This window comes from Acidobacteriota bacterium, assembly GCA_019347945.1.
In the GTDB taxonomy this organism is placed as follows: domain Bacteria; phylum Acidobacteriota; class Thermoanaerobaculia; order Gp7-AA8; family JAHWKK01; genus JAHWKK01.
Genome location: JAHWKK010000002.1, coordinates 118,345 through 140,389 on the forward strand (window position 1 = coordinate 118,345; position 22,045 = coordinate 140,389).

21 protein-coding genes and 1 tRNA gene are annotated in these 22,045 nt (G+C 62.0%); 5 read left to right on the forward strand and 17 right to left on the reverse strand.

The window, feature by feature from the left end; translation table 11 throughout:
- Positions 1-28: 28 nt before the first annotated feature.
- The 16 genes from KY459_02025 to KY459_02100 form a co-directional block, all read right to left on the reverse strand.
- On the reverse strand, positions 29-739 hold the full coding sequence (locus tag KY459_02025; GenBank protein ID MBW3563482.1) for a response regulator transcription factor: 711 nt from the start codon (positions 737-739) through the stop codon (positions 29-31).
- Complete coding sequence (locus KY459_02030; protein MBW3563483.1) at positions 736-2,268, reverse strand: HAMP domain-containing histidine kinase; 1,533 nt, start codon at positions 2,266-2,268, stop codon at positions 736-738. Before KY459_02030 ends, KY459_02025 begins: the two co-directional genes overlap by 4 nt.
- 13 nt (positions 2,269-2,281) lie before the next feature.
- Positions 2,282-2,632 (reverse strand): PDZ domain-containing protein, encoded by a 351-nt coding sequence (locus tag KY459_02035; protein MBW3563484.1) that lies wholly within the window; start codon positions 2,630-2,632, stop codon positions 2,282-2,284.
- 199 nt (positions 2,633-2,831) lie between these two features.
- Positions 2,832-5,666 (reverse strand): excinuclease ABC subunit UvrA, encoded by a 2,835-nt coding sequence (gene uvrA, locus KY459_02040; protein MBW3563485.1) that lies wholly within the window; start codon positions 5,664-5,666, stop codon positions 2,832-2,834.
- Between the two features lie 109 nt (positions 5,667-5,775).
- The gene (gene tsf / locus KY459_02045; GenBank protein ID MBW3563486.1) at positions 5,776-6,693 is read right to left on the reverse strand and encodes a translation elongation factor Ts; all 918 of its coding nucleotides are present in this window, start codon (positions 6,691-6,693) and stop codon (positions 5,776-5,778) included.
- An 88-nt stretch (positions 6,694-6,781) separates the two neighbouring features.
- Positions 6,782-7,558 (reverse strand): 30S ribosomal protein S2, encoded by a 777-nt coding sequence (gene rpsB, locus KY459_02050; protein MBW3563487.1) that lies wholly within the window; start codon positions 7,556-7,558, stop codon positions 6,782-6,784.
- A gap of 113 nt (positions 7,559-7,671) precedes the next feature.
- Positions 7,672-8,073 (reverse strand): 30S ribosomal protein S9, encoded by a 402-nt coding sequence (gene rpsI / locus KY459_02055; GenBank protein MBW3563488.1) that lies wholly within the window; start codon positions 8,071-8,073, stop codon positions 7,672-7,674.
- The gene (rplM, locus tag KY459_02060) at positions 8,070-8,504 is read right to left on the reverse strand and encodes a 50S ribosomal protein L13 (protein MBW3563489.1); all 435 of its coding nucleotides are present in this window, start codon (positions 8,502-8,504) and stop codon (positions 8,070-8,072) included. The genes rpsI and rplM overlap by 4 nt, the downstream gene beginning before the upstream one ends.
- 154 nt (positions 8,505-8,658) lie before the next feature.
- Positions 8,659-9,750, reverse strand: coding sequence for a quinone-dependent dihydroorotate dehydrogenase (locus KY459_02065; GenBank protein MBW3563490.1), 1,092 nt, complete (start codon positions 9,748-9,750; stop codon positions 8,659-8,661).
- Between the two features lie 2 nt (positions 9,751-9,752).
- Entirely contained in the window at positions 9,753-11,279 is a 1,527-nt protein-coding gene (gltX, locus tag KY459_02070) for a glutamate--tRNA ligase (GenBank protein ID MBW3563491.1), read from the reverse strand.
- Positions 11,280-11,283: 4 nt separating this feature from the next.
- Complete coding sequence (gene ispF, locus KY459_02075; protein ID MBW3563492.1) at positions 11,284-11,790, reverse strand: 2-C-methyl-D-erythritol 2,4-cyclodiphosphate synthase; 507 nt, start codon at positions 11,788-11,790, stop codon at positions 11,284-11,286.
- Positions 11,775-12,458 carry a 2-C-methyl-D-erythritol 4-phosphate cytidylyltransferase gene (gene ispD / locus KY459_02080; GenBank protein MBW3563493.1) on the reverse strand — a complete coding sequence of 228 codons (684 nt, stop codon included), beginning with the start codon at positions 12,456-12,458 and terminating at the stop codon, positions 11,775-11,777. The genes ispF and ispD overlap by 16 nt, the downstream gene beginning before the upstream one ends.
- Before the next feature lie 102 nt (positions 12,459-12,560).
- Positions 12,561-13,121, reverse strand: a complete 561-nt coding sequence (frr, locus tag KY459_02085) for a ribosome recycling factor (GenBank protein MBW3563494.1) — start codon at positions 13,119-13,121, stop codon at positions 12,561-12,563.
- A gap of 2 nt (positions 13,122-13,123) precedes the next feature.
- On the reverse strand, positions 13,124-13,864 hold the full coding sequence (gene pyrH, locus KY459_02090) for a UMP kinase (protein ID MBW3563495.1): 741 nt from the start codon (positions 13,862-13,864) through the stop codon (positions 13,124-13,126).
- Positions 13,865-13,873: 9 nt separating this feature from the next.
- Positions 13,874-14,203, reverse strand: a complete 330-nt coding sequence (locus KY459_02095) for a divalent-cation tolerance protein CutA (GenBank protein MBW3563496.1) — start codon at positions 14,201-14,203, stop codon at positions 13,874-13,876.
- The gene (locus KY459_02100) at positions 14,187-16,520 is read right to left on the reverse strand and encodes a heavy metal translocating P-type ATPase (GenBank protein ID MBW3563497.1); all 2,334 of its coding nucleotides are present in this window, start codon (positions 16,518-16,520) and stop codon (positions 14,187-14,189) included. The genes KY459_02095 and KY459_02100 overlap by 17 nt, the downstream gene beginning before the upstream one ends.
- Before the next feature lie 187 nt (positions 16,521-16,707).
- On the opposite strand from KY459_02100, the gene KY459_02105 reads away from it, so the two are divergent.
- A complete protein-coding gene (locus KY459_02105) occupies positions 16,708-17,559 on the forward strand; it encodes a DUF2911 domain-containing protein (protein ID MBW3563498.1) in 852 nt (283 codons plus the stop codon).
- 48 nt (positions 17,560-17,607) lie between these two features.
- Here the strand turns inward: KY459_02105 and KY459_02110 are convergent, their stop codons facing one another.
- Positions 17,608-17,805: a hypothetical protein gene (locus tag KY459_02110; GenBank protein ID MBW3563499.1), complete on the reverse strand. Its 198-nt coding sequence runs from the start codon at positions 17,803-17,805 to the stop codon at positions 17,608-17,610.
- 94 nt (positions 17,806-17,899) lie between these two features.
- Between KY459_02110 and KY459_02115 the strand changes: the two genes are divergently transcribed.
- The 4 genes from KY459_02115 to ftsH all read left to right on the forward strand — a co-directional run bounded on the left by KY459_02115 (position 17,900) and on the right by ftsH (position 21,868).
- Positions 17,900-17,976, forward strand: a tRNA-Met gene (locus tag KY459_02115).
- A gap of 10 nt (positions 17,977-17,986) precedes the next feature.
- The gene (tilS, locus tag KY459_02120) at positions 17,987-19,357 is read left to right on the forward strand and encodes a tRNA lysidine(34) synthetase TilS (GenBank protein ID MBW3563500.1); all 1,371 of its coding nucleotides are present in this window, start codon (positions 17,987-17,989) and stop codon (positions 19,355-19,357) included.
- A 3-nt stretch (positions 19,358-19,360) separates the two neighbouring features.
- Positions 19,361-19,864: a hypoxanthine phosphoribosyltransferase gene (locus tag KY459_02125; protein ID MBW3563501.1), complete on the forward strand. Its 504-nt coding sequence runs from the start codon at positions 19,361-19,363 to the stop codon at positions 19,862-19,864.
- Positions 19,865-19,969: 105 nt separating this feature from the next.
- Complete coding sequence (gene ftsH / locus KY459_02130; protein MBW3563502.1) at positions 19,970-21,868, forward strand: ATP-dependent zinc metalloprotease FtsH; 1,899 nt, start codon at positions 19,970-19,972, stop codon at positions 21,866-21,868.
- Positions 21,869-22,045: the final 177 nt, after the last annotated feature.

Genomic DNA, 22,045 nt, shown 5'->3' on the forward strand with positions numbered 1-22,045 from the left:
CCGAAACGAAAAATACCTACCGCGCCGCTCAGTTCGCTTTCTTTTCCTTGTCCTTCTCCAGACCGATGTAGCGGTAACCGACCTTAGCAACTCCGTGGATGATCTCGTCAGTCGTGTCGGTCGCCCCCTGCAGCTTGCGACGAAGACGCGTCACGTGGGTGTCGACGGTACGGCTGGAGAGGTTCAGATCGACTCGATAGTTCCAGACCCGCGAGAGCAGCTCGTCGCGCGGTACCACGCGATCCCGGTTCCGGAACAGATAGAGCAGCAGATCGAACTCCTTCGGCGAGAGCTTCAGCTCCTGCCCCCCGGCCCAGGCCTCCCGCGTGTCCGGGTCCATCCTCACGAGATCGTCTTCGTAGCTCTCCTTCTTCTCCCCTTCGGTGCGACGAAGCACCGCAGCGATCCGGGCAAAGACCTCCTGCAAACCGAAGGGCTTGGTGACGTAGTCATCGGCGCCACCCCGAAGGCCGCGTACCTTGTCCGTCTCCGCGCCCCGGGCAGTCAGCAGGATCACCGGGACCTTGGAGTACCTCCGGATCTCGTCCAGGACCTCGAATCCGCTTTTTTTGGGAAGCATCAGATCGAGGAGCACGAGATCGGGCGACTCGGAATGGAAGAGTTGAATCGCTTCCTCCCCATCCTTCGCCTGAAGCGTCTCGTACTGCTCGAGTCTGAGATTGATCTCGAGCCCCTGTCTCAGGCCCGCGTCATCTTCGACGATCAGTACTTTTGTCATCCCGCGTCAACCTCCGGGGAGAGTTTACCCCGAGGAACATCGTCGACGACACCCGGCGGGCCTGCGGTTCTCGGAAACATCATGGTAAATGTCGAGCCGGAGCCCTTCTTCGAGCGGACCTCCATCTTGCCGCCGTGCGCCCTCACGATCTCGCGAACCAGTGTCAGGCCGAGCCCGGCGCCACGAACCATGGCGATATCGGAGAACTCGGCGCGGTAATAGGGATCGAAAATTCTTCCCAGCTCCGCTTCATCCAGCCCGACTCCCTCATCCTCGACTGAGATTCTCACGCTGTCCGGGGTCTGGCTCAGCGTCACGGCGATCTTTCCCTGATCGGGGGAGTACTTGACGGCGTTGTCGATCAGGTTGAGCAGGGCTCGCGAGATCGCCTCACGATCCCAGTCCTGCTCGCCGACCGAGTCGTCCACGTCGAGCTCCACGCTGAAGCCCTTGCTCTCGATCCAGGATGTGTAATCGCTCAGAAGCGATCGAATCAGATCCGCCGGGCGAGCCGGAGCCCTGACGAGTTTGACTCCCTCGGCATCGAGCCGTGCCACATCGAGAACGTTCTCGACCAGGTGTGAAAGCAGCATCGTTTCGCGATGAATCGCGTTGCGGATGTCTCCACGCTGCTCGGAGCTCAGCTCCTCATCGCGGTCGAGCGTCTCGATTCCGAGGCGGATCATCGACAGCGGCGTTCTCAGCTCGTGACTCACGTTCGCAACCAGCGCTTCGCGAAGTCTCACCGCATTCCGCTCCTCGGTCAGACTCTTCAGGATCAGACTGCCTGCGAGCAGCAGAAGAAACAGAGCGATCAGTGCCGTCGAAATGCTGACGAAACGAGGATTCTGAAAGCCCGAGCCGGAGAACCGGTCGTCGATCGACGCACGGACTGCCCAGCCTTCCAGCGGAGGCTGCAATGGAACGGTCACCGCATAGCCGGATCCGGACGATTCGAACCGCCCCTCCGTCAGCTCCGCCGTCACGATCTCGACCGTCGACCGCCGGCGGATCTCCTCCGCATCGCGCGATCCCTCGCCATGGGTATCCTCCACATCGATCAGCGCGTCACCCCGGGCGATTCTGAGCAACAGCTCCCTGTCGAATTTATACCGGACAGCCCCGCCAGCCGAGTAGAACTCACCGTCTTCGCTCTCCGATGACGAGCGCCGCCGGCTGACGTAAACCGAGCCGGATGGATCGCCATCAGGGAGCCAGATCGCCGAGATGACCCAGGGATGCCTGTCGATCCAGGCGTTCATCTCGTCGTAGCCCACCGAGCCGCTTTCCGACTCGACCTCCCGCCAGTCGGCGGCGGCCGAGTTGATCATCCTTGCGGCATCGGCATCCACGCGCCGCGCCGCGATCTCGGCGGCGCTGTGAAGGTACTCCACCGTGAACGATTCGAGTCCTCGCTCCATCTTCGTGGCGACGCGCACGGATACCCATGAGAGCGTCACGAAAACCACGGAGACGATCGCGAATGCGAGTACGACCGAGACTCGCCGATCAGGAGCAAGGCGCGGCATGACGCCTCAAAGTCTAATGGCCTTCGGAGTCGTCGTGCTGCTTCGCCAGGTGATTGGCGACGATCTGCTCGATCCGCTCCGGGGGGAGGGGTGCAAGCCGGGCGTGAAGCCGCAGAAGCTCACCGAGCCGGACGACGACGATGGTCAGATCCCGTCCGTTGTCCCGGGGGTTGAGATAGCGCTTGATCTGTGAAGGACTCTTTCCCCGGCAATCGTGACCGTTGATCCCGATGATGCGATCGCCTGCGTCGAGCCCCGCCCTCTCCGCCGGACTCTCCTCGTCGACGTCCGTGATGACGGTCCCCCAGCGACCGGGCGCGAGGGTGACCCCGAGATACATCTTGTCGGCGAGAATTGATCGCATCTGCGCTTCGCACTCATGGGCGGGCGCCTTACACTTCCTGCCTTCTGCACCCACCGGGCTCGACATTGCCGCGAGCACAACCAGCACGCCTGCGAGCCGGCCCTGACGATTGACGTTCATCAACCCTGCAAAGGATCGCATCAAACAGTTTCATTCCGATTTTGGCATTCCGCGGGGTGACGGAACGCAAAATCCTCATCTAGCCTGCCGCGACGAGACGATCGCTCGAGAAAACTCTCTTCAACCACAGGCCCGTGTGGCTGTCGGAGACGCTGGAGACCGCCTCCGGCGAGCCCTGAGCCACGATCTTTCCCCCACCACGCCCCCCTTCAGGCCCGAGGTCGATCAGCCAGTCCGCGGTCTTCAGCACATCCAGATTGTGCTCGATGATCACCACCGTGTTCCCCTTCCCGACGAGCCCGTGCATCAGTCCAACGAGTTTTGCCACATCGTCGAAATGGAGCCCGGTCGTCGGCTCATCCAGAATGTAGAGGGTCTTGCCGGTCGAGCGCTTCGACAGCTCCTTGGCGAGCTTGACCCGCTGCGCTTCCCCTCCCGAGAGCGTCGTTGCGGGCTGCCCCAGACGGATGTACCCGAGACCCACTTGGTTGAGCGTATCGAGCACCCGGTGGATCCTCGGCACATTCTCGAATACCTCCAGCGCCCTCTCCACCGGCATTTCGAGAATCTCGGATATCGAAAGACCCTTGTAATGCACCTGAAGGGTCTCGCGGTTGTACCGCTTCCCGCCGCACACCTCGCAGGTCACATAGATGTCGGGGAGGAAGTGCATCTCGATCTTGACCTGGCCGTCGCCGCGGCACGACTCGCAGCGGCCGCCCTTGACGTTGAACGAGAACCGCCCCGGCTTCCAGCCGCGCATCCTCGCTTCGGGCACCCGGCTCATCAGGTTCCGGATCTCGGTGAAGACGCCCGTGTAGGTCGCCGGATTCGAGCGCGGCGTCCTTCCGATCGGCGACTGATCGATGTTGATGATCTTGTCGATCTGGTCGAGCCCCTCGATCGATTCGTGTTCCCCCGGCACTGCCACGCTCCGGTAGATCTCCCGAGCGACCGCTTTGTAGAGGATCTCGTTCACCAGTGTCGATTTTCCGGAGCCGGATACGCCACTCACCGCGACGAAGAGCCCCAGCGGTATCTCGACATCGATATTTTTCAGATTGTTCTCACGTGCTCCGAGAATCCTGAGTTTCGCCTCGCCCGGCTCCCGCCGTTCCTCGGGAATCGCAATCGATCGGCGCCCCGTCAGGTAGTCCGCCGTCAGGGAGCGCTCGTATCTCACGACCTCTTCCATTGTCCCCTCGGCCACGATCTCTCCCCCGTGCTCTCCCGCGCGAGGACCGAGGTCGATGACGTGATCCGCGGTGGCAATCGTCTCTTCGTCGTGCTCGACGACGAGCACCGTATTGCCGAGATCGCGAAGCCCGAGCAGCGCATCGAGAAGGCGGCGGTTGTCGCGCTGGTGCAGCCCGATCGAGGGCTCGTCGAGGACGTAGAGCACACCCATCAGGCGGGATCCGATCTGGGTTGCGAGCCGGATGCGCTGCGCCTCTCCTCCCGCAAGCGTCGCCGCTGCCCGATCCAGAGAAAGGTACGCAACCCCGACCTCGGAGAGAAAATGAAGCCGGTCGCGGATCTCCTGGAGGACCTTCCCTGCGATTGCCTGGTCGCGCTCGCTCAGCCGGATCGCTGAGAAGAACTCGCGCGCATCACCGAGCGACATCGCGACCACCGAGTCGATCGATTTCCCCGCGAAGGTCACCGCCAGCGCCTCCGGTTTGAGGCGCCGTCCGCCACAGTCCGTGCACTCCTGCGCCGTCATGAATTTCTCGAGCTCGGACCGGAGATCGTCCGATTCCGCCTCCAGGTACCGGCGGCTGATCATCGGGAGCAGGCCATCGAAAGTTCCCTTGTAGCTGTAGCGGCTCTTCTCCCCCTTGTAGCGGAATCGCATCTCGGCGTCGGAACCCTCCATGATGGCGGTCCGGATCTTCGCGGTGAGCTTCGACCACGGTGTCGTCGCTTTTCCGCCGAGGTGCGAGACGAGCTGCTCGATCTGCCGGATGCGCCAGTTCGAGGCGCCTTCGTTCCATAGAGCGATGGCGCCCTTCGCGATCGAGCGGCTGTCGTCGGGAATGATCTTGCGAGGGTCCGGCTGCAGAATTCGTCCGAGCCCCGAGCATGCGCTGCACGCTCCGTAAGGGGAGTTGAACGAGAAGAGGCGGGGCGTGACCTCGCCGATCGACACGCCGCAGTCGGGACAGGAGAACTTCTCGGAGAGGAGCTCCTCCCTTCCGTCCTCGGCGTAGAGGATCTTGACGAGCCCGCTTCCGACCTTCGAGGCGGTCTCGAGCGACTCGGCCAGACGGCTTCCGAGCTCCTCCTTCATCACGAGCCGGTCGATGACGACGTCGATGTCGTGCTTCTTCTGCTTGTCGAGCGTCGGCGGGTCGGCGAGCTCGATCATCTCTCCGTCGACGACCGCCCGCGTGAATCCCTGCTTGACGAGCTGCTCCATCTGCTTCCTGTATTCGCCCTTCTTTCCGCGCACGAACGGGGCGAGAATCGTGAACTTCGTTCCGGGAGCGAGCGTCATCAGCCGCTCGGTCATCTGCTGGACCGATTGCGGCGCGATCGCCTTGCCACAGTTGGTGCAGTGGGGCTGGCCCACGGAGGCCCAGAGGAGACGCATGTAGTCGTAGATCTCGGTGAGGGTTCCGACTGTCGAGCGGGGGTTCTTCGAGGTCGTCTTCTGCTCGATCGAGATCGCCGGGGAGAGACCCTCGATCGAGTCGACGTCGGGCTTTTCCATCTGCTCGAGGAACTGTCGGGCATAGGCGCTCAGCGATTCGACGTAGCGGCGCTGCCCCTCGGCAAAAACCGTGTCGAACGCGAGCGAGCTCTTGCCTGAGCCGCTGACACCGGTGATGACGGTGAGCTTGTTGCGGGGGATGACGACGTCGATGTTCCTGAGGTTGTGCTCGCGGGCGCCGCGTACGATGATCGATTCCATGGACACGTCACCCAACGTGAGTCTCGGGGCGACCATTTCCGGTACCTAAAAGACAGAAAGGCGGGGCCCCGGCCACGCCTTTTCAGTCTGATCGATGTGATTCAGCGGATCAGGCGCCGACCTGCTTCGCGACTTCCTCCGCGAAGTTCTCTGCGCGCTTCTCGAGCCCTTCGCCGAGCTTGAAGCGGGTGAAGGTGAGGATCTCGCCCTTGCCCCCGAGCTCCTTCCCCTTGCTCTCGACGTACTTGCCCACCGTTTTCGACTCGTCCTTGACGAACTCCTGCTCGACCAGCACGACTTCCTGGTACCACTTCTCGAGCTTGCCGGAGACGATCTTGTCGACGAACTCGGCCGGCCGCCCCGAGGCGAGCGCCTGGGTCTTCGCGATGTCCCGCTCGTTGGCCAGGACGTCGTCGGTGACCTCGGATCTCGTCGTGAAGCGCGGATCGAGCGCCGCGGCATGCATCGCCACGTCCGTCGCAACGGTTTTCCACTCTTCGGCATCGCCGCCTTCGTGCTTCAGCTTGACGAGCACGCCGACGCGGCCGTTCGAGTGAAGGTACGAGCCGATGACCTCATCATCCTTCGCCTCGAATCGCTCGAAGCGGCGGAGCGAGATGTTTTCGCCGATCTTCGCGATCTTCGAGCTGATCTCCTCGCGGAAGGTCTGGCCACCGGGCCCTTTGGCATCCAGCACCTGCTCGACGTTCTGGTAATCGTTGTCGAGGATCGCCTTCGTCAGGCTCTGGAGAAGCGCCTGGAAATCGTCGTTCCGAGCGACGAAGTCGGTCTCGCAGTTGAGCTCGACCATCGCGGCCTCGCGGTCGCGGGCCTCGATCGAGATCAGGCCCTCGCTCGTGATCCGGCCCGCCTTCTTGTTGGCTGCGGCGAGACCCTTCTTCCGAAGGATCGTGACCGCCTCTTCCATGTCGCCGTTCGACTCGACGAGTGCCTTCTTGCAGTCGAGCATTCCCGCGCCCGTACGCTCGCGCAGGTCGCGGATCATGTCAGCAGTGACGTCTGCCATTGGTATACCTCCTGGGGTTGGGAAGCGGGCGGGTCTTCGGAATCGAGACCCGCCCGGAGTTCGCGTTGTGGAGTGGAGCGCCGCCGGCTCAGTTGACCGGGACGGCCGTTTCACCGGCCTTGGCTTCTTCGGCGGGAGGCATCGGAGCCTCCTCGTCTTCGTCCTCTTCACGGCCTTCTTCGGCCATGTACTCCTCTTCAGCAATCCGGTAACCCTCGAGCACCGAGTCGGCCATCTTCGAGGTGAAGAGCCGGATTGCCCGGATCGCGTCGTCGTTGCCCGGAATGATGTAGTCGATTCCATCCGGGTCGCAGTTCGTGTCGACGACCGCCACGATCGGAATCTCCAGTTTCTTCGCCTCTCTGACCGCGATGTGTTCCTTGCGCGGATCGATGACGAAGATCGCATCGGGAAGGTCTTCCATTTCCCGGATGCCGAGGAGATTCTTCTCGAGCCGCTGTTTCTCGTTGTCCATGGCGGCTCGCTCTTTTTTCGACATTTCCTTTTCTTCATCCGCGAGGGTGCGCTCGAGCTCTTTGAGGCGCTCGATCGATTTCCTGACCGTGATGAAGTTGGTGAGTGTGCCACCGAGCCAGCGGTTGTTCACGAAGAACATTCCGCAGCGGTTCGCTTCTTCGACGACGGCATCCTGCGCCTGGCGCTTGGTGCCGACGAAAAGGACGCGTTTGCCCTGTGATGCGAGATCGGTGACGAACGAGGAAGCTTCTCTGAAGAGCTTGAGCGTCTTCTGCAGATCGATGATGTAGATCCCGTTACGCTTGCCGAAGATATATCGCTTCATCTTCGGATTCCAGCGGCGGGTCTGATGACCGAAATGGACGCCAGCTTCCAATAGCTCTTTCATCGTGATGGAAACTGCCAATGGATCCTCCTGAAAATTTGATTGATGAGAAAAAAGAGACAGGGATGGACGCCCATCCCTGCCCCGGTTTTACACGATCTGGTGGCCGATTCGCATCAGCGCTTCGAGAACTGGAAGCGCGCCCTCGCGCCCTTCTGTCCGTACTTTTTCCGCTCCTTCATGCGAGGGTCGCGGGTCAGAAGGCCTGCCTTCTTGAGGCGCGGCCGAAGCTCGGAGTTGTACTCGAGCAGTGCGCGTGCGATTCCGTGTCGGATCGCACCGGCCTGCCCCGAGGGTCCGCCGCCGGCTACGCTGATCTGGATGTCGAAATGGTCGCCCGTCTCGGTCAGCGACAGCGGCTGTTTGATGATCATCTTGAGGACTTCATTCGGAAAGTATGCATCGATGTCGCGACCGTTCACCACGATGGCTCCCGATCCGTTTCGGAGATAGACCCGCGCCGTCGAGCTCTTTCTTCTTCCGGTTCCGTAATGCTCTGCCAATGTCGTCTCCTTTATTTGGCCAGCTCGACCGTCTCGGGCTGCTGCGCCTGGTGAGGATGCTCGGGTCCGGTGTAGACCTTGAGCTTCTTGATCATCTTCCGGCCGAGGCGGCTCTTGGGAAGCATCCCCTTGACGGCTTTCTCGATCGCGAAGGCAGGCTTTTCCGCAAGCATCACTTTCGCCGTGGTGGTTTTCAAAGCTCCCGGGTAGCCGGAGTGCCGGTGATAAAGCTTCTTGTCCGCTTTCTGGCCGGTGAGGACGATCTTGTCGGCATTGATCACGATCACGTGATCCCCGGTATCGAGAAAGGGCGTCCACGTCGGCTTGTTCTTCCCCGACAGAATCCTCGCCACCTCAGTGCAGAGCCGCCCGAGAACCAGACCCTCCGCGTCGATCAGATGCCAGCGGGGCTCGATGTCTCCCTGCTTCGGTACATAGGTACGCATTTCTTTTTCACTCTCTCCAGTCGAATTGATGATCGCGGGATCGGCGGTACGGGGCGCCTGTCTCGAAATCGTCCCGCCATCCGGCGGGCATGGCTCGTCCATCGCCCCGGAGGGGCGGAACGGCAACCACTGCGAACATCCCTTCGGAGCGAGATCATTCCCCGGAAGGGAGGGAGGCCTTCCGCCTGGCCGAGGCCTCGGCAGCAAGGCCTTCGATGATCGATCGCGCGGTGCCGGGTCCCCCGTAGACCAAACCGGTGTAAATCTGGATCAGATCGGCTCCCGCATCGAGCTTCAACGAGGCGTCGTCGAGATCCATGATTCCACCGACCCCGACGATCGGATAGTCAGGCCCGGCCAGTTGCCTCACCTTGCGCAGAACAGCCGTCGACCGGGCAAAAAGAGGGGCGCCCGACAGGCCGCCTCTCTGCCGGGCGGGCTCGGGGATCACACTGTGATCGGTCGTCGTATTCGTGGCGACGATTCCGTCCGCGAGCTCCCGGCTCACCTCGACCACCCCCTCGATCCCTTCGTCGTCGAGATCCGGGGAAAGCTTGACCAGTACCGGGTGGGTCCCCTCTCCTCTCACGAAGACGGCTCGCTCGCGCTCCTCCGCGATCTCCTCGAGAATCCTCCTCAGATTCTCGGTCCTCTGCAGATTCCTCAGGCCCGGCGTGTTGGGCGACGAAACATTGACGACGACTCCGTCGGCCCATGGCGCCACGACGTCGAATGTCTTCCGGTAGGCAGCCGGCGCGTCCTCCGGCTTGACCTCCCGGTTCTTACCGATATTCACGAACAGGGGAATCGGGATCGCGAGGTCGGTCCACCGTTTGAGCCTCTGCCTGACGGCCGCGGCGCCCTCGTTGTTGAAGCCCAGACGGTTGACGAGGGCGTTCTGGTGGGGAAATCTGAAAATCCGCGGCTTCGGGTCGCCCTTTTGCGGATTGAGCGTGACCGTCCCGACCTCGAGGAAGCCGAATCCGAGCGCTTCCAGAAAGGGAATCATGTCGGCGCTCTTGTCGAAGCCGGCTGCCAGCCCAAGCGGGTTGCGGAACCGGAGATTCCACACTTTCCGCTCGATTCCGGGAGTCTGCCGTCCGGAATACCGCTCTCGAATCAGCGACAGGACTGCTCCGCTCGTCCCCGCCTTCCTCGCTCCCCACCTGGCCAGCTCGTGAGCCAGCTCCGGATCCATCCTGAAGAGTACCGGCCTCAGAAGGTTGTTCCAAAGTGCCCCGCCCATTCTCAGCCCTCGCCGATTCCCGCGAGATCCCGGATCTGCGACACGCGCGTCGACAACGACTCCACCCGAAATCCGGTCGTCCTCGCAGCTCTGGCAATGAGAGGAACTCCGGATTTCAGTTCCGGACCATGGCCTCGGCCGGTCAACGCGACCCGGAGCGCCATGAAGAGCGGCTTCCCCTTGATCCCGCTCGCCTCGCGGACCCTCTCCGACATTTCTCGGAACTGATCCGGCGTCACGGGCGGTCCGTACGCATCGAGATCGTCGGCCAGGCACCTGAGGACGACATGCGTCGACTCTGCGCCGAGGACCTCAGCGGCCTCGGGATCGGTGAGCACGGTCTTTGGTTCCCACAGGATCAGTGCTTCGAGCTCCCGCGGAATCTCGACCGTCCTCTGAGTGGAAGTGCGAACCAGGTCGATGGCGTCCCGGAGCCAGCCCATCAGCTCGTCATTCGTGGATTCGATCCAGCCTCGCGACTCAAGCATCGGAAGGATTTCCGTCGCGAGCTCATCGAGATCCGCAGCCCGGATGTATTCACCATTCATCCATTCCAGCTTCGCGACGTCGAAGATTGCCGGCGCCGGATTGACACGTGCCAGATCAAACACTTCCCCGGCCTCCTCGCGACTGAATATCTCCTTCCCGTCGGGGTGAGCCCATCCGAGCAGCGTGAGGTAGTTGAAGAGCGCCTCCGGAAGGATGCCTCCCTCCAGAAACGACGCCACCGAGGTCGATCCGTGACGTTTCGAGAGCTTGGACCGGTCCTCGCCGAGAATCAGTGAGACGTGGGCAAACTCCGGCGGAGCCCAGTCGAGACCGCGGCTGATCAGAACCTGCCTATGGGTGTTGGTCAGATGCTCGTCGGCGCGGATCACGTGGGTGATGTTCATGTCGTGATCGTCGACGACGACCGAAAAGTTGTACGTCGGCATCCCGTCGGCGCGCATGATGATGAAGTCTCCCAGAGAGTCGGGCTTCCAGGTGACCTCCCCACGGATCAGGTCGTGGATCGTCACTTCGGCGTCGAACGGCCAGTCTTCCCCAGGCTGCGGAACGTGAAACCGGAACGCGCTCGGCTTTCCGGCGGCCAGGGCGGCGTCGATTTCCTCGCCCCGAAGGCGAAAGCACGTCAGATCGTAGTGAGGAGGCTTTCCTGCCTGGTGGCTCAGTTGTCGTTTCCGCTCGAGGGTCTCCTCGTCACAGAAACAGTGGTAGACGAGATCGTTGTTGACGAGCGACTCGACTGCTTCTTTGTACCGCTCCAGTCGCTCCGACTGCCTGAAAGGCGCTGCCAGTCCACCGATGTCCGGACCCTGGGACCAGTCGATCCCGAGCGCCTTCAGATCTTCGATGACCTTCGCTTCGGACTCTCGAGTGGACCGCTCCCGATCGGTGTCTTCAATCCGCAGCAACATCTCCCCTCGCTGGCTCCTGGCGTAGAGCCAGTTGAAGATTGCCGTGCGCGCTCCGCCGACGTGGAGATGTCCGGTCGGCGATGGCGCGAATCTCGTCCGAACTCGGCCCATCGTCTCAGGATCGGGGCGCTGCTGCGATCGATACGACCGCAATCGCGCACAATCCCTCTCCACGACCCGTGAATCCGAGCCCATCCGTGGTCGTTGCTTTCACCGACACGCGTTCCATACTCACAGCAAGGATATCTGCAATCGACTGCCGGATCCGGAGGCGGACAGGCGCAACCCGCGGATGATTTCCGATGATCGTGACGTCGACACCGGTCAGTACACCGCCCGACTCCTCGAGCCGGCGCATCGCTTCTTCCACGAAGAGGTGCGAGCTCGCGTTCTCCCATTGAGGATCATCCGATGGAAAGATCGAGCCGATGTCTCCCTGAGCGAGGGCGCCGAGAATCGCATCGGTGATCGCGTGCAGGACGACGTCGGCGTCGCTGTGCCCGGCGAGCCCTCCGTCAGGAGAGAGCTGCAGTCCTCCGAGCATGAGTGGCCGTTCGTGATCGAATCGATGAACGTCGATTCCATGTCCGACGCGAATGTCCTGGTTCACGAGCGGCTCCATTGTTCGTAATTCCGCTCGGCCCACTCGAGGTCCGCGGCGGTCGTGATCTTCAGATTTCCCTCGTCCCCTTCGACCGTGCGAACCTTGATCCCGTAGCTCGCCACCAGAGCGGCTTCGTCCGTCGAGATGTTCCCTTCATGCCAGGCGCGCTCGATGACCGAGGCCAGCAGCTCCGTCTGAAAGCACTGAGGCGTCTGCGCGCGAACGATCGAGTCGCGATCGAGGGTCGACTCGACCTCGTTCCCGTCGACCCTGTGAAGGGTTTCGGTCACGTGGATCACCGGGATGGCAGCACCAAATTCTTCGGCAAGCTCGAGCAGAGTCCGGAGCGTACTCATCCTGAAGAACGGGCGGACCGCATCATGAATGGCCACCAACCTCACGGCCGGGTCGACGACGCGCATCGCGTTCATGACCGAGGCCTGACGCGTTTCCCCGCCGGTGACCCATTCGACATCCTCCCATCGTCGCTGTTCGGCAAGCGCCGGCCAGCGGGTGTCGTCCTCCGACACCGCGACGATGATCCGTCCCGCGAGACCGCTGCGGAGAAAGCGGTCGATCGTACGGGCGATCAGCGGCTCTCCGCGAAGAAGAGAATACTGCTTCGGGACTGGACCACCGAAACGCACTCCCCGACCTGCCGCGGGAATGACCACTGTGCAATTCATCCGGATGATCCATCCTGGGAAATCGTTCGATCTGCGGCTCGCCAGATGAAAGGCTGAGCGATCGGCGGGTTCTCCCGCGACTGCCGGCAGAGAACGGAAATCTCAGACTTCCATGATCTCCGACTCTTTCCTGGCAAGGCTTTCGTCGACCTTGCCGACCCAGAGGTCGGTCTGCTTCTGAACTGCGTCATGGGCCCGCTTTTCATCGTCTTCGGAGATCTCGTGGTCCTTCTGAAGCTTCTTGAGCTTGTCGTTGGCATCGCGCCGAACCTGTCGAATCGCAGTCCGTGATTCCTCGGAGAGCTGGTGCGCCTTCCTGGAGATTTCCTTTCGCCGCTCTTCGCTGAGCGCAGGAATCGGTACACGAACGATCTTGCCGTCGTTGGTCGGATTGAAACCGAGCCCGGCATTCATGATCGCCTTCTCGATGGCTCCGACCATCGATGCTTCCCACGGCTGGATGACGATCATCGTCGGCTCGGGCACGTTCATCGATGCCACCTGATTCAGCGGCGTGGGAGTTCCGTAGTAATCGACTGTGATTCCGTCGAGCATTGCCGTCGATGCCCGTCCGGTCCGCAGATGTCTGAACTCTTCATGAAGATGATCGACCGCCTTCTCCATCCGCTGTTCGCTGTCTTTCAGAATCTCGTCGATCGTCATGCTCATCTCTCCCCATTATCGGTCACGAGCGACCCGATCTGTTCGCCCATGGCGACACGCCGGATGTTTCCCGGCTGGGTCATGGCGAACACACAGATCGGGATCGAGCTTCCTCTTGCAAGATCGATCGCCGATGCGTCCATGACTTTCAGTCCCATCTCGAGCGCCTTCTGATAGCTGATCACGGGCAGTTTGACGGCATCCGGGTTGGTATTCGGATCAGCAGTGTAGATGCCGTCTACCTTCGTCGCCTTGAGAATCAGCTCGCATCCGAGCTCGGCAGCGCGAAGGGCGGCCGCCGAATCCGTCGTGAAGAACGGGTTTCCAGTTCCCGCCGCGCAGATCACTACACGGCCCTTCTCCAGATGGCGAACCGCTCGCCTTCTGATGAAAGGTTCCGCGACCTCCTCGATGTGAATTGCGGAGGTCACGCGCGTGACCACACCACGATGCTCGAGCGCATTCTGGAGCGCCAGTCCGTTGATCACCGTGGCGAGCATCCCCATGTGATCGCCCACCGCCCGATCGATTCCCTGGCTCGCCGCGTTCATACCCCTGAAGATGTTACCGCCACCGATCACCACGGCGCACTCGACTCCGAGCTCGACGACCGACTTGATCTCGTCGGCGACGTCGGAGAGGGTATCGGGATCGATCCCGTACGAGCTGCTCCCCATCAGAGCCTCTCCGGAGAGCTTGAGCATGATTCTCTTGTATTTCGGTGTCGCTTTCCCGCTTTGCATCGCCGCGAACTATACACCCACGCTCTCGACGACCCATTGACCGTAGGAGTTTCCCACCGAGGAGGGATCGAGCACGATCAGCTCGGGTACGTCGTAAGGGTGACCGTCCTCGAAGTAGCTCTCGATTCGCCGGGCCCCTTCGACCGTGGTCTTGATGACGAGCAGGAACTCTGCTGCGGTCTCGACCCGCCCTTCCCATCTGTAAACGGAGTGGATGCCCGGTACCAGATTGACGCATGCCGCCAAACCCCGCTCGACGAGGTCGTTGGCGAGCGCTTTCGCCGCGCTCTCCTCGTCGATCGTGGTCAGAAGGACGGCCACGTCACTCGATGGCGTCATCAGATCCCCCGTCTTCAATTGGTCCGCCCAGGTCGATCGTCCGCAGCCGCAGCGCATTGCCGATGACCGAAACGGAGCTGAAACTCATGGCAGCTGCCGCAACCATCGGACTGAGCAGTATTCCGATTACCGGATAGAGAACGCCCGCCGCAATCGGAATGCCGAGCGCGTTGTATACGAAAGCGAAGAAGAGATTCTGGCGGATGTTGCGAACCGTGGCCTCGCTCAGCCTGCGAGCCCTCAGGACGCCGCGAAGATCTCCCCGCAGAATCGTGACATCGGCGGCCTCGAGCGCGACGTCGGTGCCGGTTCCCATCGCGATACCGATGTGGGCACGGCTCAGCGCCGGGGCATCGTTGATTCCGTCTCCCGCCATCGCGACGATGTGGCCTTCCTTCTCGAGAGCCTCGACCACTTCGACTTTTCTCTCCGGCACCACCTCGGAGAACATCTCGTCGATTCCGAGACGGCGCGATACGACCTCGGCCGTGGTCCGGCTGTCGCCCGTGACCATGACCACGCGAATTCCATCGCCCTTCAGCTCGCGGATGAGTTCGACTGCTTCCTCCCGAATCGGATCGCTGATGCCGAGAAGGCCGGCGACCTTCCGATCGACGGCAACGTAGACGACGGTCTGCCCGTCGCGACGCAGGTGCTCCGATTCCGATTCGTACACTCCGGGGTCGATCTTCCTTTCGCGGAGAAATGCGAGGTTCCCGGCGATTACCTCGTGGCCGTCAACGCGCCCCGCTACTCCCTTCCCGGTCACAGACTCGAACCCACTCACCTCTTCGAACTTCACACCTCGCTGTTCGGCGCCTCTGGTAATGGCCTCGGCAATCGGATGCTCGCTCGCCCGCTCGAGGCTCGAGGCGAGGCGAAGAAGCTCGGAGCTGTCGAGGTCGTCATGGCTCAGAACCGAGGTCAGGGCCGGCCGCCCGATCGTGAGTGTGCCGGTTTTGTCGACCGCGAGCGCGCTGATCCTTTTCATCGTCTCGATCGCCTCGGCGTTGCGGAACAGGACACCGGACGATGCCGCGCGCCCCGTTGCAACCATGATCGATATCGGCGTCGCGAGTCCCAGCGCCCAGGGGCAGGCGATGATGAGGACGCCGATTGCGCTCACGATCGCGAACCCGAGGGCGTCGACCGATCCGATCGAGAGCCACACGATGAATGTCGCAATCGCCGCAATTACCACGAAAGGAACGAACCACGCGGCCACCTGATCCGCAATTCGCTGAATCGGCGCGCGGCTCCTCTGCGCCTCGGAGACCATTCGGACGATCCGGGCCAGCAGCGTATCGGAACCGACTTTTTCGGCGCGCATCACGAACGAGCCACTTCCGTTGATCGTCCCGGCAGCAACCTCGCTCCCTGTCGTTTTCGCCACCGGCATCGGCTCGCCCGAGATCATCGATTCATCTACGGACGACTCTCCGCTCTCGACCCGACCATCGACCGGAATCCTCTCTCCCGGCCGGACTCGCAGGAGATCGCCGGAACCCACCTTCTCGAGCGGAACGTCCCTTTCCGTACCGTCGTTCTCGACGAGACGCGCCGTGGGCGGCGCCAGATGGAGCAGCGCGCGTACCGCGTCCCCCGTTTTCCGCCGCGCTTTCAGCTCGAGCACCTGACCGAGAAGCACGAGAGTCACGATCACTGCGGCAGACTCGAAGTAGAGACCGATCATTCCATTCGGACCGCGGAGGCTTTCAGGGAAGAGTCCGGGGAGCAGAACCGCGACCAGGCTGTAGAGAAAAGCCGCGCCGGTTCCGAGACCGATCAGCGTGAACATGTTGAGCCGCATCGTCCGAATCGAGATTGCCGCTCTTTCGAAGAAGGGCCAGCCACCCCACAGTACGACGGGCGTCGCCAGAAGAAGCTCGAGCAGCCCCTTTCCGAACGGCAGATCGAGACGATCGACGATCGTCGAGGGACCCATTGCGATCACGACCAGAGGGATCGTCAGGATCGCCGAGATCCAGAATCGGATCGTCATCGAACGCAGCTCCGGATCAGGACCCTCGTCGCGCGTGATCGTCATCGGCTCGAGCGCCATTCCGCATATCGGGCACGGACCCGGGTGGTCCTGCTTCACCTCCGGATGCATCGGGCAGGTCCACATCATCGGCTCTCCCGACCCGACCGCATCGGATTGCTTCGCGTCGTCTCCCGCCTCGAACTTCGCCATACAGCCCTTCGAGCAGAAGTAATAACGCTCTCCATCACGAACCGAGGAGCCTGCAGCGTTCTCCGGGCGAATCGTCATCCCGCAGACGGGATCGATCTGCTTTTCATCCGTAGCTGTGCTCAATCCTCAACCTCGAAGCCTCGAGTCAAACGCCGCTCATGATATCCGGCCCGCGCACGCTCGTGCTCGGCGCCCGATCCTGCCCGGATGCTGAACGTTCCGCCAGGTCAATCTGCATCCTTGGTTCCAGACTCGTACGGTAACCCAACCGGAAGCGCGTGCTAGCATTTGTCCGAAGGAGAACACATCCATGAAACCCTCCACGCTGACCCCCCTACTCCTCATCCTGACCGGCCTTGCGTTCGCTCCACATCTCGAGGCTCAGTTCCAGACTCCGCAGGCGAGCCCGAGAGCGAGCATCTCCCAGACCGTCGGCCTGACCGATGTCGAGGTCGACTACAGTCGGCCGGGCGTCAAGGGTCGAGTCATCTGGGGTGAGCTCGTCCCGTACGAGACCCTCTGGAGAACGGGGGCGAATGCGGCAACCACGATCGAGTTCAGCAGAGACGTCGTCTTCGAAGGGAAGGCGGTCAAAGCCGGTCGCTACGCCCTCTTCACGATTCCCAGAGAAGGCGCATGGACGGTGATCCTGAACGGAAACCCCGACCAGCCTGGCACCAGCCAGTACGACGAGTCCCTCGATGTGGCGAGAGTCGAGATCGTTCCGACGCGTACGCCGGCGCCCGTAGAGCGGATGACCTTCGTGTTTCCCACGGTCGGCGACGATGAGGCAGTCCTCCGGCTCGAGTGGGAGCGGCTGGCGCTCCCGATGCGCATCGAGGTGGACACGAGCGACCAGGTGATCGAGTCCGCCCGCGCGGCCATCGCCAGAATGCGCGACTGGCGGGTCCCGTATCGGGCAGCCGTGTATGCGCTCGAGGCGGGTTTGATCGATGAGGAGGTGCTCGGCTGGACCGAAGTCGCACTCGACATCGAAGAGAATTACCCGACGCTGAGTCTCAGGGCCCGGGCGCTCGAGCAGGCGGGACGAACGAGCGAGGCTCTCGCGACCGCGCGGCGTGCCCTCGAGGTGGCGGCAACCATGGAAAGGCGCCCCGACGTCTCGGCGACTGAGGCTCTGATTCGCCGGCTCGAACGCTGACGGTTTTCGCGGCATGAATCACGACCGCATCGATGCGGGAGTGCGGCCTCAGTCGTCGACAGGAGCCTCGTCTTCGTCCGAGTCCCCGTAGACGTAGTAGGCCGCACAGCCCTCCGAGCAGAAGACTGCGCCTCTCATCCGGTGCCCGCAGTCGGGGCAGAAGTAACGATGGCACATGCGGCATCGCTCCAGATTGGCGACTTCTTCCGAGATACCGCATTCGATGCACTGCTGGGTGAGCTCCAAGATGGATCCCTTTCCCGGGCCGGCTCCCGCAAGAGGAATCTGCCTCCTGTCGCGGGCGTTCAGTATAGCCCGCCGGGTATGATGGAAACGGTGTGGCGGTGTAGCTCAGCTGGTTAGAGCGGGCGTCTCATAAGCGCTAGGTCCGCGGTTCGAGTCCGCGCACCGCCACCAACTCTTCCACATGTCCGAAGTTCGCGCGAGGATCCGGCGGTTCCTGGACGAGCTGAATCCTCCGGTTCGACGTCTCATCGTCGCATTCTCCGGAGGCGGCGACTCGACTGCTCTTCTCACCCATCTCGCCGGAGAGTCGGGCTCCGGAATCGATCTTCTCGCGGTCCACATCAACCACCGCCTCCGCGGTGCGGAATCGGATGAGGACGAAGCCTGGGCCTGCGCGTACGCCGCGGACCTGGGGGTCGATTTCGAATCCGTCGTCGCGGAGCCCGATCCCGAAGTCATCCGTCGGAGCGGCGTCGAGGCGGCCGCGCGCACGGCGCGGTATGCCGCACTCGAAGACGTTCGGGCCCGGCTCCGATTCGACTACATTGCAACGGCTCACGTGCTGGAGGACCAGGCCGAGACTGTCCTGATGAAGCTGCTCGATCGCGGAAACATCTTCTCTCTGCGAGGGATCCGTTCGCGACGTGGCCGGCTCATCCGGCCGGTTCTCGACATGCCGCGAAGCGCCCTGGTCGATCTCCACTCGAGCTCCGGAGTGACGGCCCGGCGTGACCGGATGAACTTCGATCGGAGGTTTCTGAGGCCGAGGGTCCGTCACGAGATCCTTCCGCTTCTCCGGGAACAATCGGAATCGATCGACGAGCAGCTGTCGGCCGTTGCGAATGCGGTTGACGCGCTGTTCGAGAGCTCCCGCTCCGCGATCGCGGAGGTATCCGTCGTCTGGCATCGGGCGGAAAGCTCCTCGACGATTCCGATTTCCGCACTGCCGGACGAGCCGTGGCTGCTGCATGAGGTTCTGGCGCGGGAGCTCCGAAGATTCCGTCCTAAAGGACGAAATATCAGCCTGTCACGCTTGGAGCGGGAGCTCGGTCGTGGCGGGAAGGTCTCCGTGGGCGAGGGAATCGACGCGATCCTTCGCGCCGGCGAGCTGACACTCGTCGACACGGCGGTGACCGTTGCTCCCTGGAGCTACCCCGTCGTCATCGGAGAGCCGCGCGCCGTGCCGGACATCGCCGCGACGGTAACGGTCGAGCTCGCTCCCGGGGATCACACAGAGGCGACGACCAACGACCAGCGGACGACCCAGCTCCTGGGCCTCGAGACCGCGGGAGGCGAAATCGAGCTCCGAAACCGCCGGCCGGGCGACCGGTTTCAACCCCTCGGCATGACCGGGCACCGGAAGCTCAAGGACGTCCTGATCGATCGGCGCGTTCCGCGCTCCGAGCGAGACCGCATTCCACTGCTCGTCATCGACGGAGTCGTCGCCTGGATTCCCGGAGTCGAAGTCTCCGAGCGATTCCGTGTCGAAGAAGGTCGCGATCTGCTCCGGGTCTCGATAGACTATGATCGAGCGCAGACCGAAAGAGACTGAGCGATGGAGACGATTCACAGCGCCGATGAGATCGCGACTCGGGTGGCCGAGCTCGGACGTCAGATCCGCACCGACGCCGGGAACGAAACGATCACCCTGATCGGCATTCTGAAGGGAACCACCGTCTTTCTGGCTGACCTGATCCGCCAGATCGAGGAGCCCGTCAACTACGAGCTGATGAACGTGGTCAGAAGCGTGGCGGATACCAAGACCGCGGAGGCACTCCAGATCAACTTCATCACGAACTTCTTTCTGGAAGGACGGAAAATGATCCTTCTGAAGGACGTGGTATCCACAGGAGTCATCGAAACGTACCTCCTGAACCAGCTCCGTCAGAAGTCGGGCGCCGAGATCAAGCTCGCGGCGTTGCTCGACCGGCCGGAAATGCGCACCGTGCCCCTCGAGGTCGACTACGCAGCGTTTTCCGTAGCCCCGGGATCCTACGTCGGATACGGTCTGGAGCTCGATAACCGCTACAGCAACTACCGCGACATCCGCCGGCTCTGAACCGGCCCCCCCGCCAATCGCCAGAATTTAATTCGGATAGTGAGCCGTTAGAATCGTAGACCACCCCGGTTGACGGGATGGTCGTCCGACGGAGGCAATCGACTATTGGATTCGAAAGTTAAAACAGCGCTTCTCTGGGTGGTGATCTTCGCGCTCGTCTTCTTCCTCTGGAACGTGTTCCAGAAGCAGCAGGAAGCGATGACCGAAATCAGCTACAGCGAGTTTCTGACGAAGGTCGAAGACGGCGAAGTCCGAAACATCATCATCGAAGGGAACAAGATCCAGGGAACGTTCGGCGAGGACGAAAAACCCTTCCAGACCCTTGCGATCGTCAACGACGATCTTCTGGCGGATCTCCGCGAACGGCGGGTCGACATGGAGGTGAGGGAGCCCCGCGACAGCTCTTTCGTCACGGCTCTGATTACCTGGGCCCCGATTCTCTTCCTGATCGGCCTCTGGATCTTCTTCATGCGCCAGATGCAGGCCGGTGGGAACAAGGCCCTTTCGTTCGGAAAGTCCAAAGCGAAACTCCTCTCCGGTGCCGCAAAGAAGATCACCTTCAAGGACGTCGCGGGCGTCGACGAGGCGAAGGTCGAGCTCCACGAGATCATCGAGTTCCTCCGGGAGCCGCAGAAATTCACCAAGCTCGGCGGTAAGATTCCGAAGGGCGTCCTTCTGATGGGCCCCCCGGGAACAGGAAAGACCCTCCTCGCCCGGGCGATCGCTGGCGAGGCGAACGTCCCCTTTTTCTCGATCAGCGGTTCCGACTTCGTCGAGATGTTCGTGGGCGTCGGAGCATCGCGCGTCCGTGATCTGTTCGAGCAGGGGAAGAAGAATGCCCCCTGCATCATCTTCATCGACGAGATCGACGCCGTGGGGCGTCATCGGGGCGCCGGACTCGGCGGTGGACACGACGAGCGCGAGCAGACGCTGAATCAGCTTCTGGTCGAGATGGACGGTTTCGAGGGCAACGACGGCGTCATCATCGTCGCCGGCACCAACCGCCCGGACGTGCTCGATCCCGCGCTGCTCCGGCCCGGACGGTTCGATCGCCGGATCGTCGTCGATCTTCCCGATCTGAAAGGCCGCGAGGGCATCCTCCGCGTCCACACACGCAACATCCCGCTTTCCGAGGACGTCGATCTCTCGGTTCTGGCCCGCGGAACTCCCGGTTTCTCCGGTGCCGATCTCGCCAACCTCGTCAATGAGGCGGCTCTGAACGCGGCTCGTTACGACCGCAAGCGCGTCGCCATGGCCGACTTCGAGTACGCCAAAGACAAGGTGATGATGGGAGTCGAGCGGAAGAGCATGGTGATGTCCAACCGTGAAAAGCGAATCACTGCCTATCACGAGGCCGGGCACACGATCGTCGCTGCCGTGCTTCCACACGCCGATCCGCTTCACAAGGTGACGATCATTCCTCGAGGGCGCGCTCTCGGTGTCACACAGCAGCTGCCCACCGAGGACAAGTACTCGTACTCGCGAAACTATCTGGACTCGACGCTGGCCGTCCTGATGGGAGGGAGGATCGCCGAGGAGATGTTCATCGGCGAGATCACCACAGGCGCCGGAAATGACATCGAGAAGGCTTCCGGTATGGCACGCCGCATGGTCTGCGAATGGGGGATGAGCGAGCTCGGACCGATTTCGTTCGGACGAAATAATGATCCCGTCTTTCTCGGACGCGACTTCAACCAGAGCCAGGAATTCTCCGAGTCTACGGCACAGCAGATCGACGCCGAGGTGCGGCAGATCATCGATCGTGCCTACAAGACTTCAAAAAAGATCATCACTGACTACAAGAAGGCCCTCGAGCGGATCGCCGAAAACCTGCTCGAGAAGGAAACGCTCGACGGAGCGGAAGTCAACCGGATCCTCCATGAGGAGACCGGCCGCGATTTCTTCTCCGAGAAAGACTCCAGCTCGCACGAAGTTCAGGACGAGATTACGATCGCTCCCGGGCCCGAAGGATCTTCGGACGTTCCGGTACCGGAACCGGCCTGACAGTTCCAGTTGCGGGTTGCCAGTGGCCGGTTGCCAGTTCGCAAGCATAGATGCGAGCGAAGCGAGCCACCATCCCTCGCCTCTCGCCTCTTCGTCCAAGCGTCCTACGTGTCTCAGGGTCTAATCTTGCGATCCAGCAAATGCGCCGATCCCTGATCCCTGACCCCTGAACAAATA

What these genes read in the sequence shown, in the direction of transcription:
- tsf (MBW3563486.1), bottom strand. Translation starts at nt 6,693, where the DNA reads ATGGCAGACGTCACTGCTGACATGATCCGCGACCTGCGCGAGCGTACG.
- rpsB (MBW3563487.1), bottom strand. Translation starts at nt 7,558, where the DNA reads ATGAAAGAGCTATTGGAAGCTGGCGTCCATTTCGGTCATCAGACCCGC.
- uvrA (MBW3563485.1), bottom strand. Translation starts at nt 5,666, where the DNA reads ATGGAATCGATCATCGTACGCGGCGCCCGCGAGCACAACCTCAGGAAC.
- ispD (MBW3563493.1), bottom strand. Translation starts at nt 12,458, where the DNA reads ATGAATTGCACAGTGGTCATTCCCGCGGCAGGTCGGGGAGTGCGTTTC.
- KY459_02105 (MBW3563498.1), top strand. Translation starts at nt 16,708, where the DNA reads ATGAAACCCTCCACGCTGACCCCCCTACTCCTCATCCTGACCGGCCTT.
- tilS (MBW3563500.1), top strand. Translation starts at nt 17,987, where the DNA reads ATGTCCGAAGTTCGCGCGAGGATCCGGCGGTTCCTGGACGAGCTGAAT.
- pyrH (MBW3563495.1), bottom strand. Translation starts at nt 13,864, where the DNA reads ATGCAAAGCGGGAAAGCGACACCGAAATACAAGAGAATCATGCTCAAG.
- ispF (MBW3563492.1), bottom strand. Translation starts at nt 11,790, where the DNA reads ATGGAGCCGCTCGTGAACCAGGACATTCGCGTCGGACATGGAATCGAC.
- KY459_02095 (MBW3563496.1), bottom strand. Translation starts at nt 14,203, where the DNA reads ATGACGCCATCGAGTGACGTGGCCGTCCTTCTGACCACGATCGACGAG.
- rplM (MBW3563489.1), bottom strand. Translation starts at nt 8,504, where the DNA reads ATGCGTACCTATGTACCGAAGCAGGGAGACATCGAGCCCCGCTGGCAT.
- KY459_02025 (MBW3563482.1), bottom strand. Translation starts at nt 739, where the DNA reads ATGACAAAAGTACTGATCGTCGAAGATGACGCGGGCCTGAGACAGGGG.
- KY459_02035 (MBW3563484.1), bottom strand. Translation starts at nt 2,632, where the DNA reads ATGCGATCAATTCTCGCCGACAAGATGTATCTCGGGGTCACCCTCGCG.
- frr (MBW3563494.1), bottom strand. Translation starts at nt 13,121, where the DNA reads ATGACGATCGACGAGATTCTGAAAGACAGCGAACAGCGGATGGAGAAG.
- gltX (MBW3563491.1), bottom strand. Translation starts at nt 11,279, where the DNA reads ATGGGCCGAGTTCGGACGAGATTCGCGCCATCGCCGACCGGACATCTC.
- KY459_02065 (MBW3563490.1), bottom strand. Translation starts at nt 9,750, where the DNA reads ATGGGCGGGGCACTTTGGAACAACCTTCTGAGGCCGGTACTCTTCAGG.
- KY459_02030 (MBW3563483.1), bottom strand. Translation starts at nt 2,268, where the DNA reads ATGCCGCGCCTTGCTCCTGATCGGCGAGTCTCGGTCGTACTCGCATTC.
- KY459_02125 (MBW3563501.1), top strand. Translation starts at nt 19,361, where the DNA reads ATGGAGACGATTCACAGCGCCGATGAGATCGCGACTCGGGTGGCCGAG.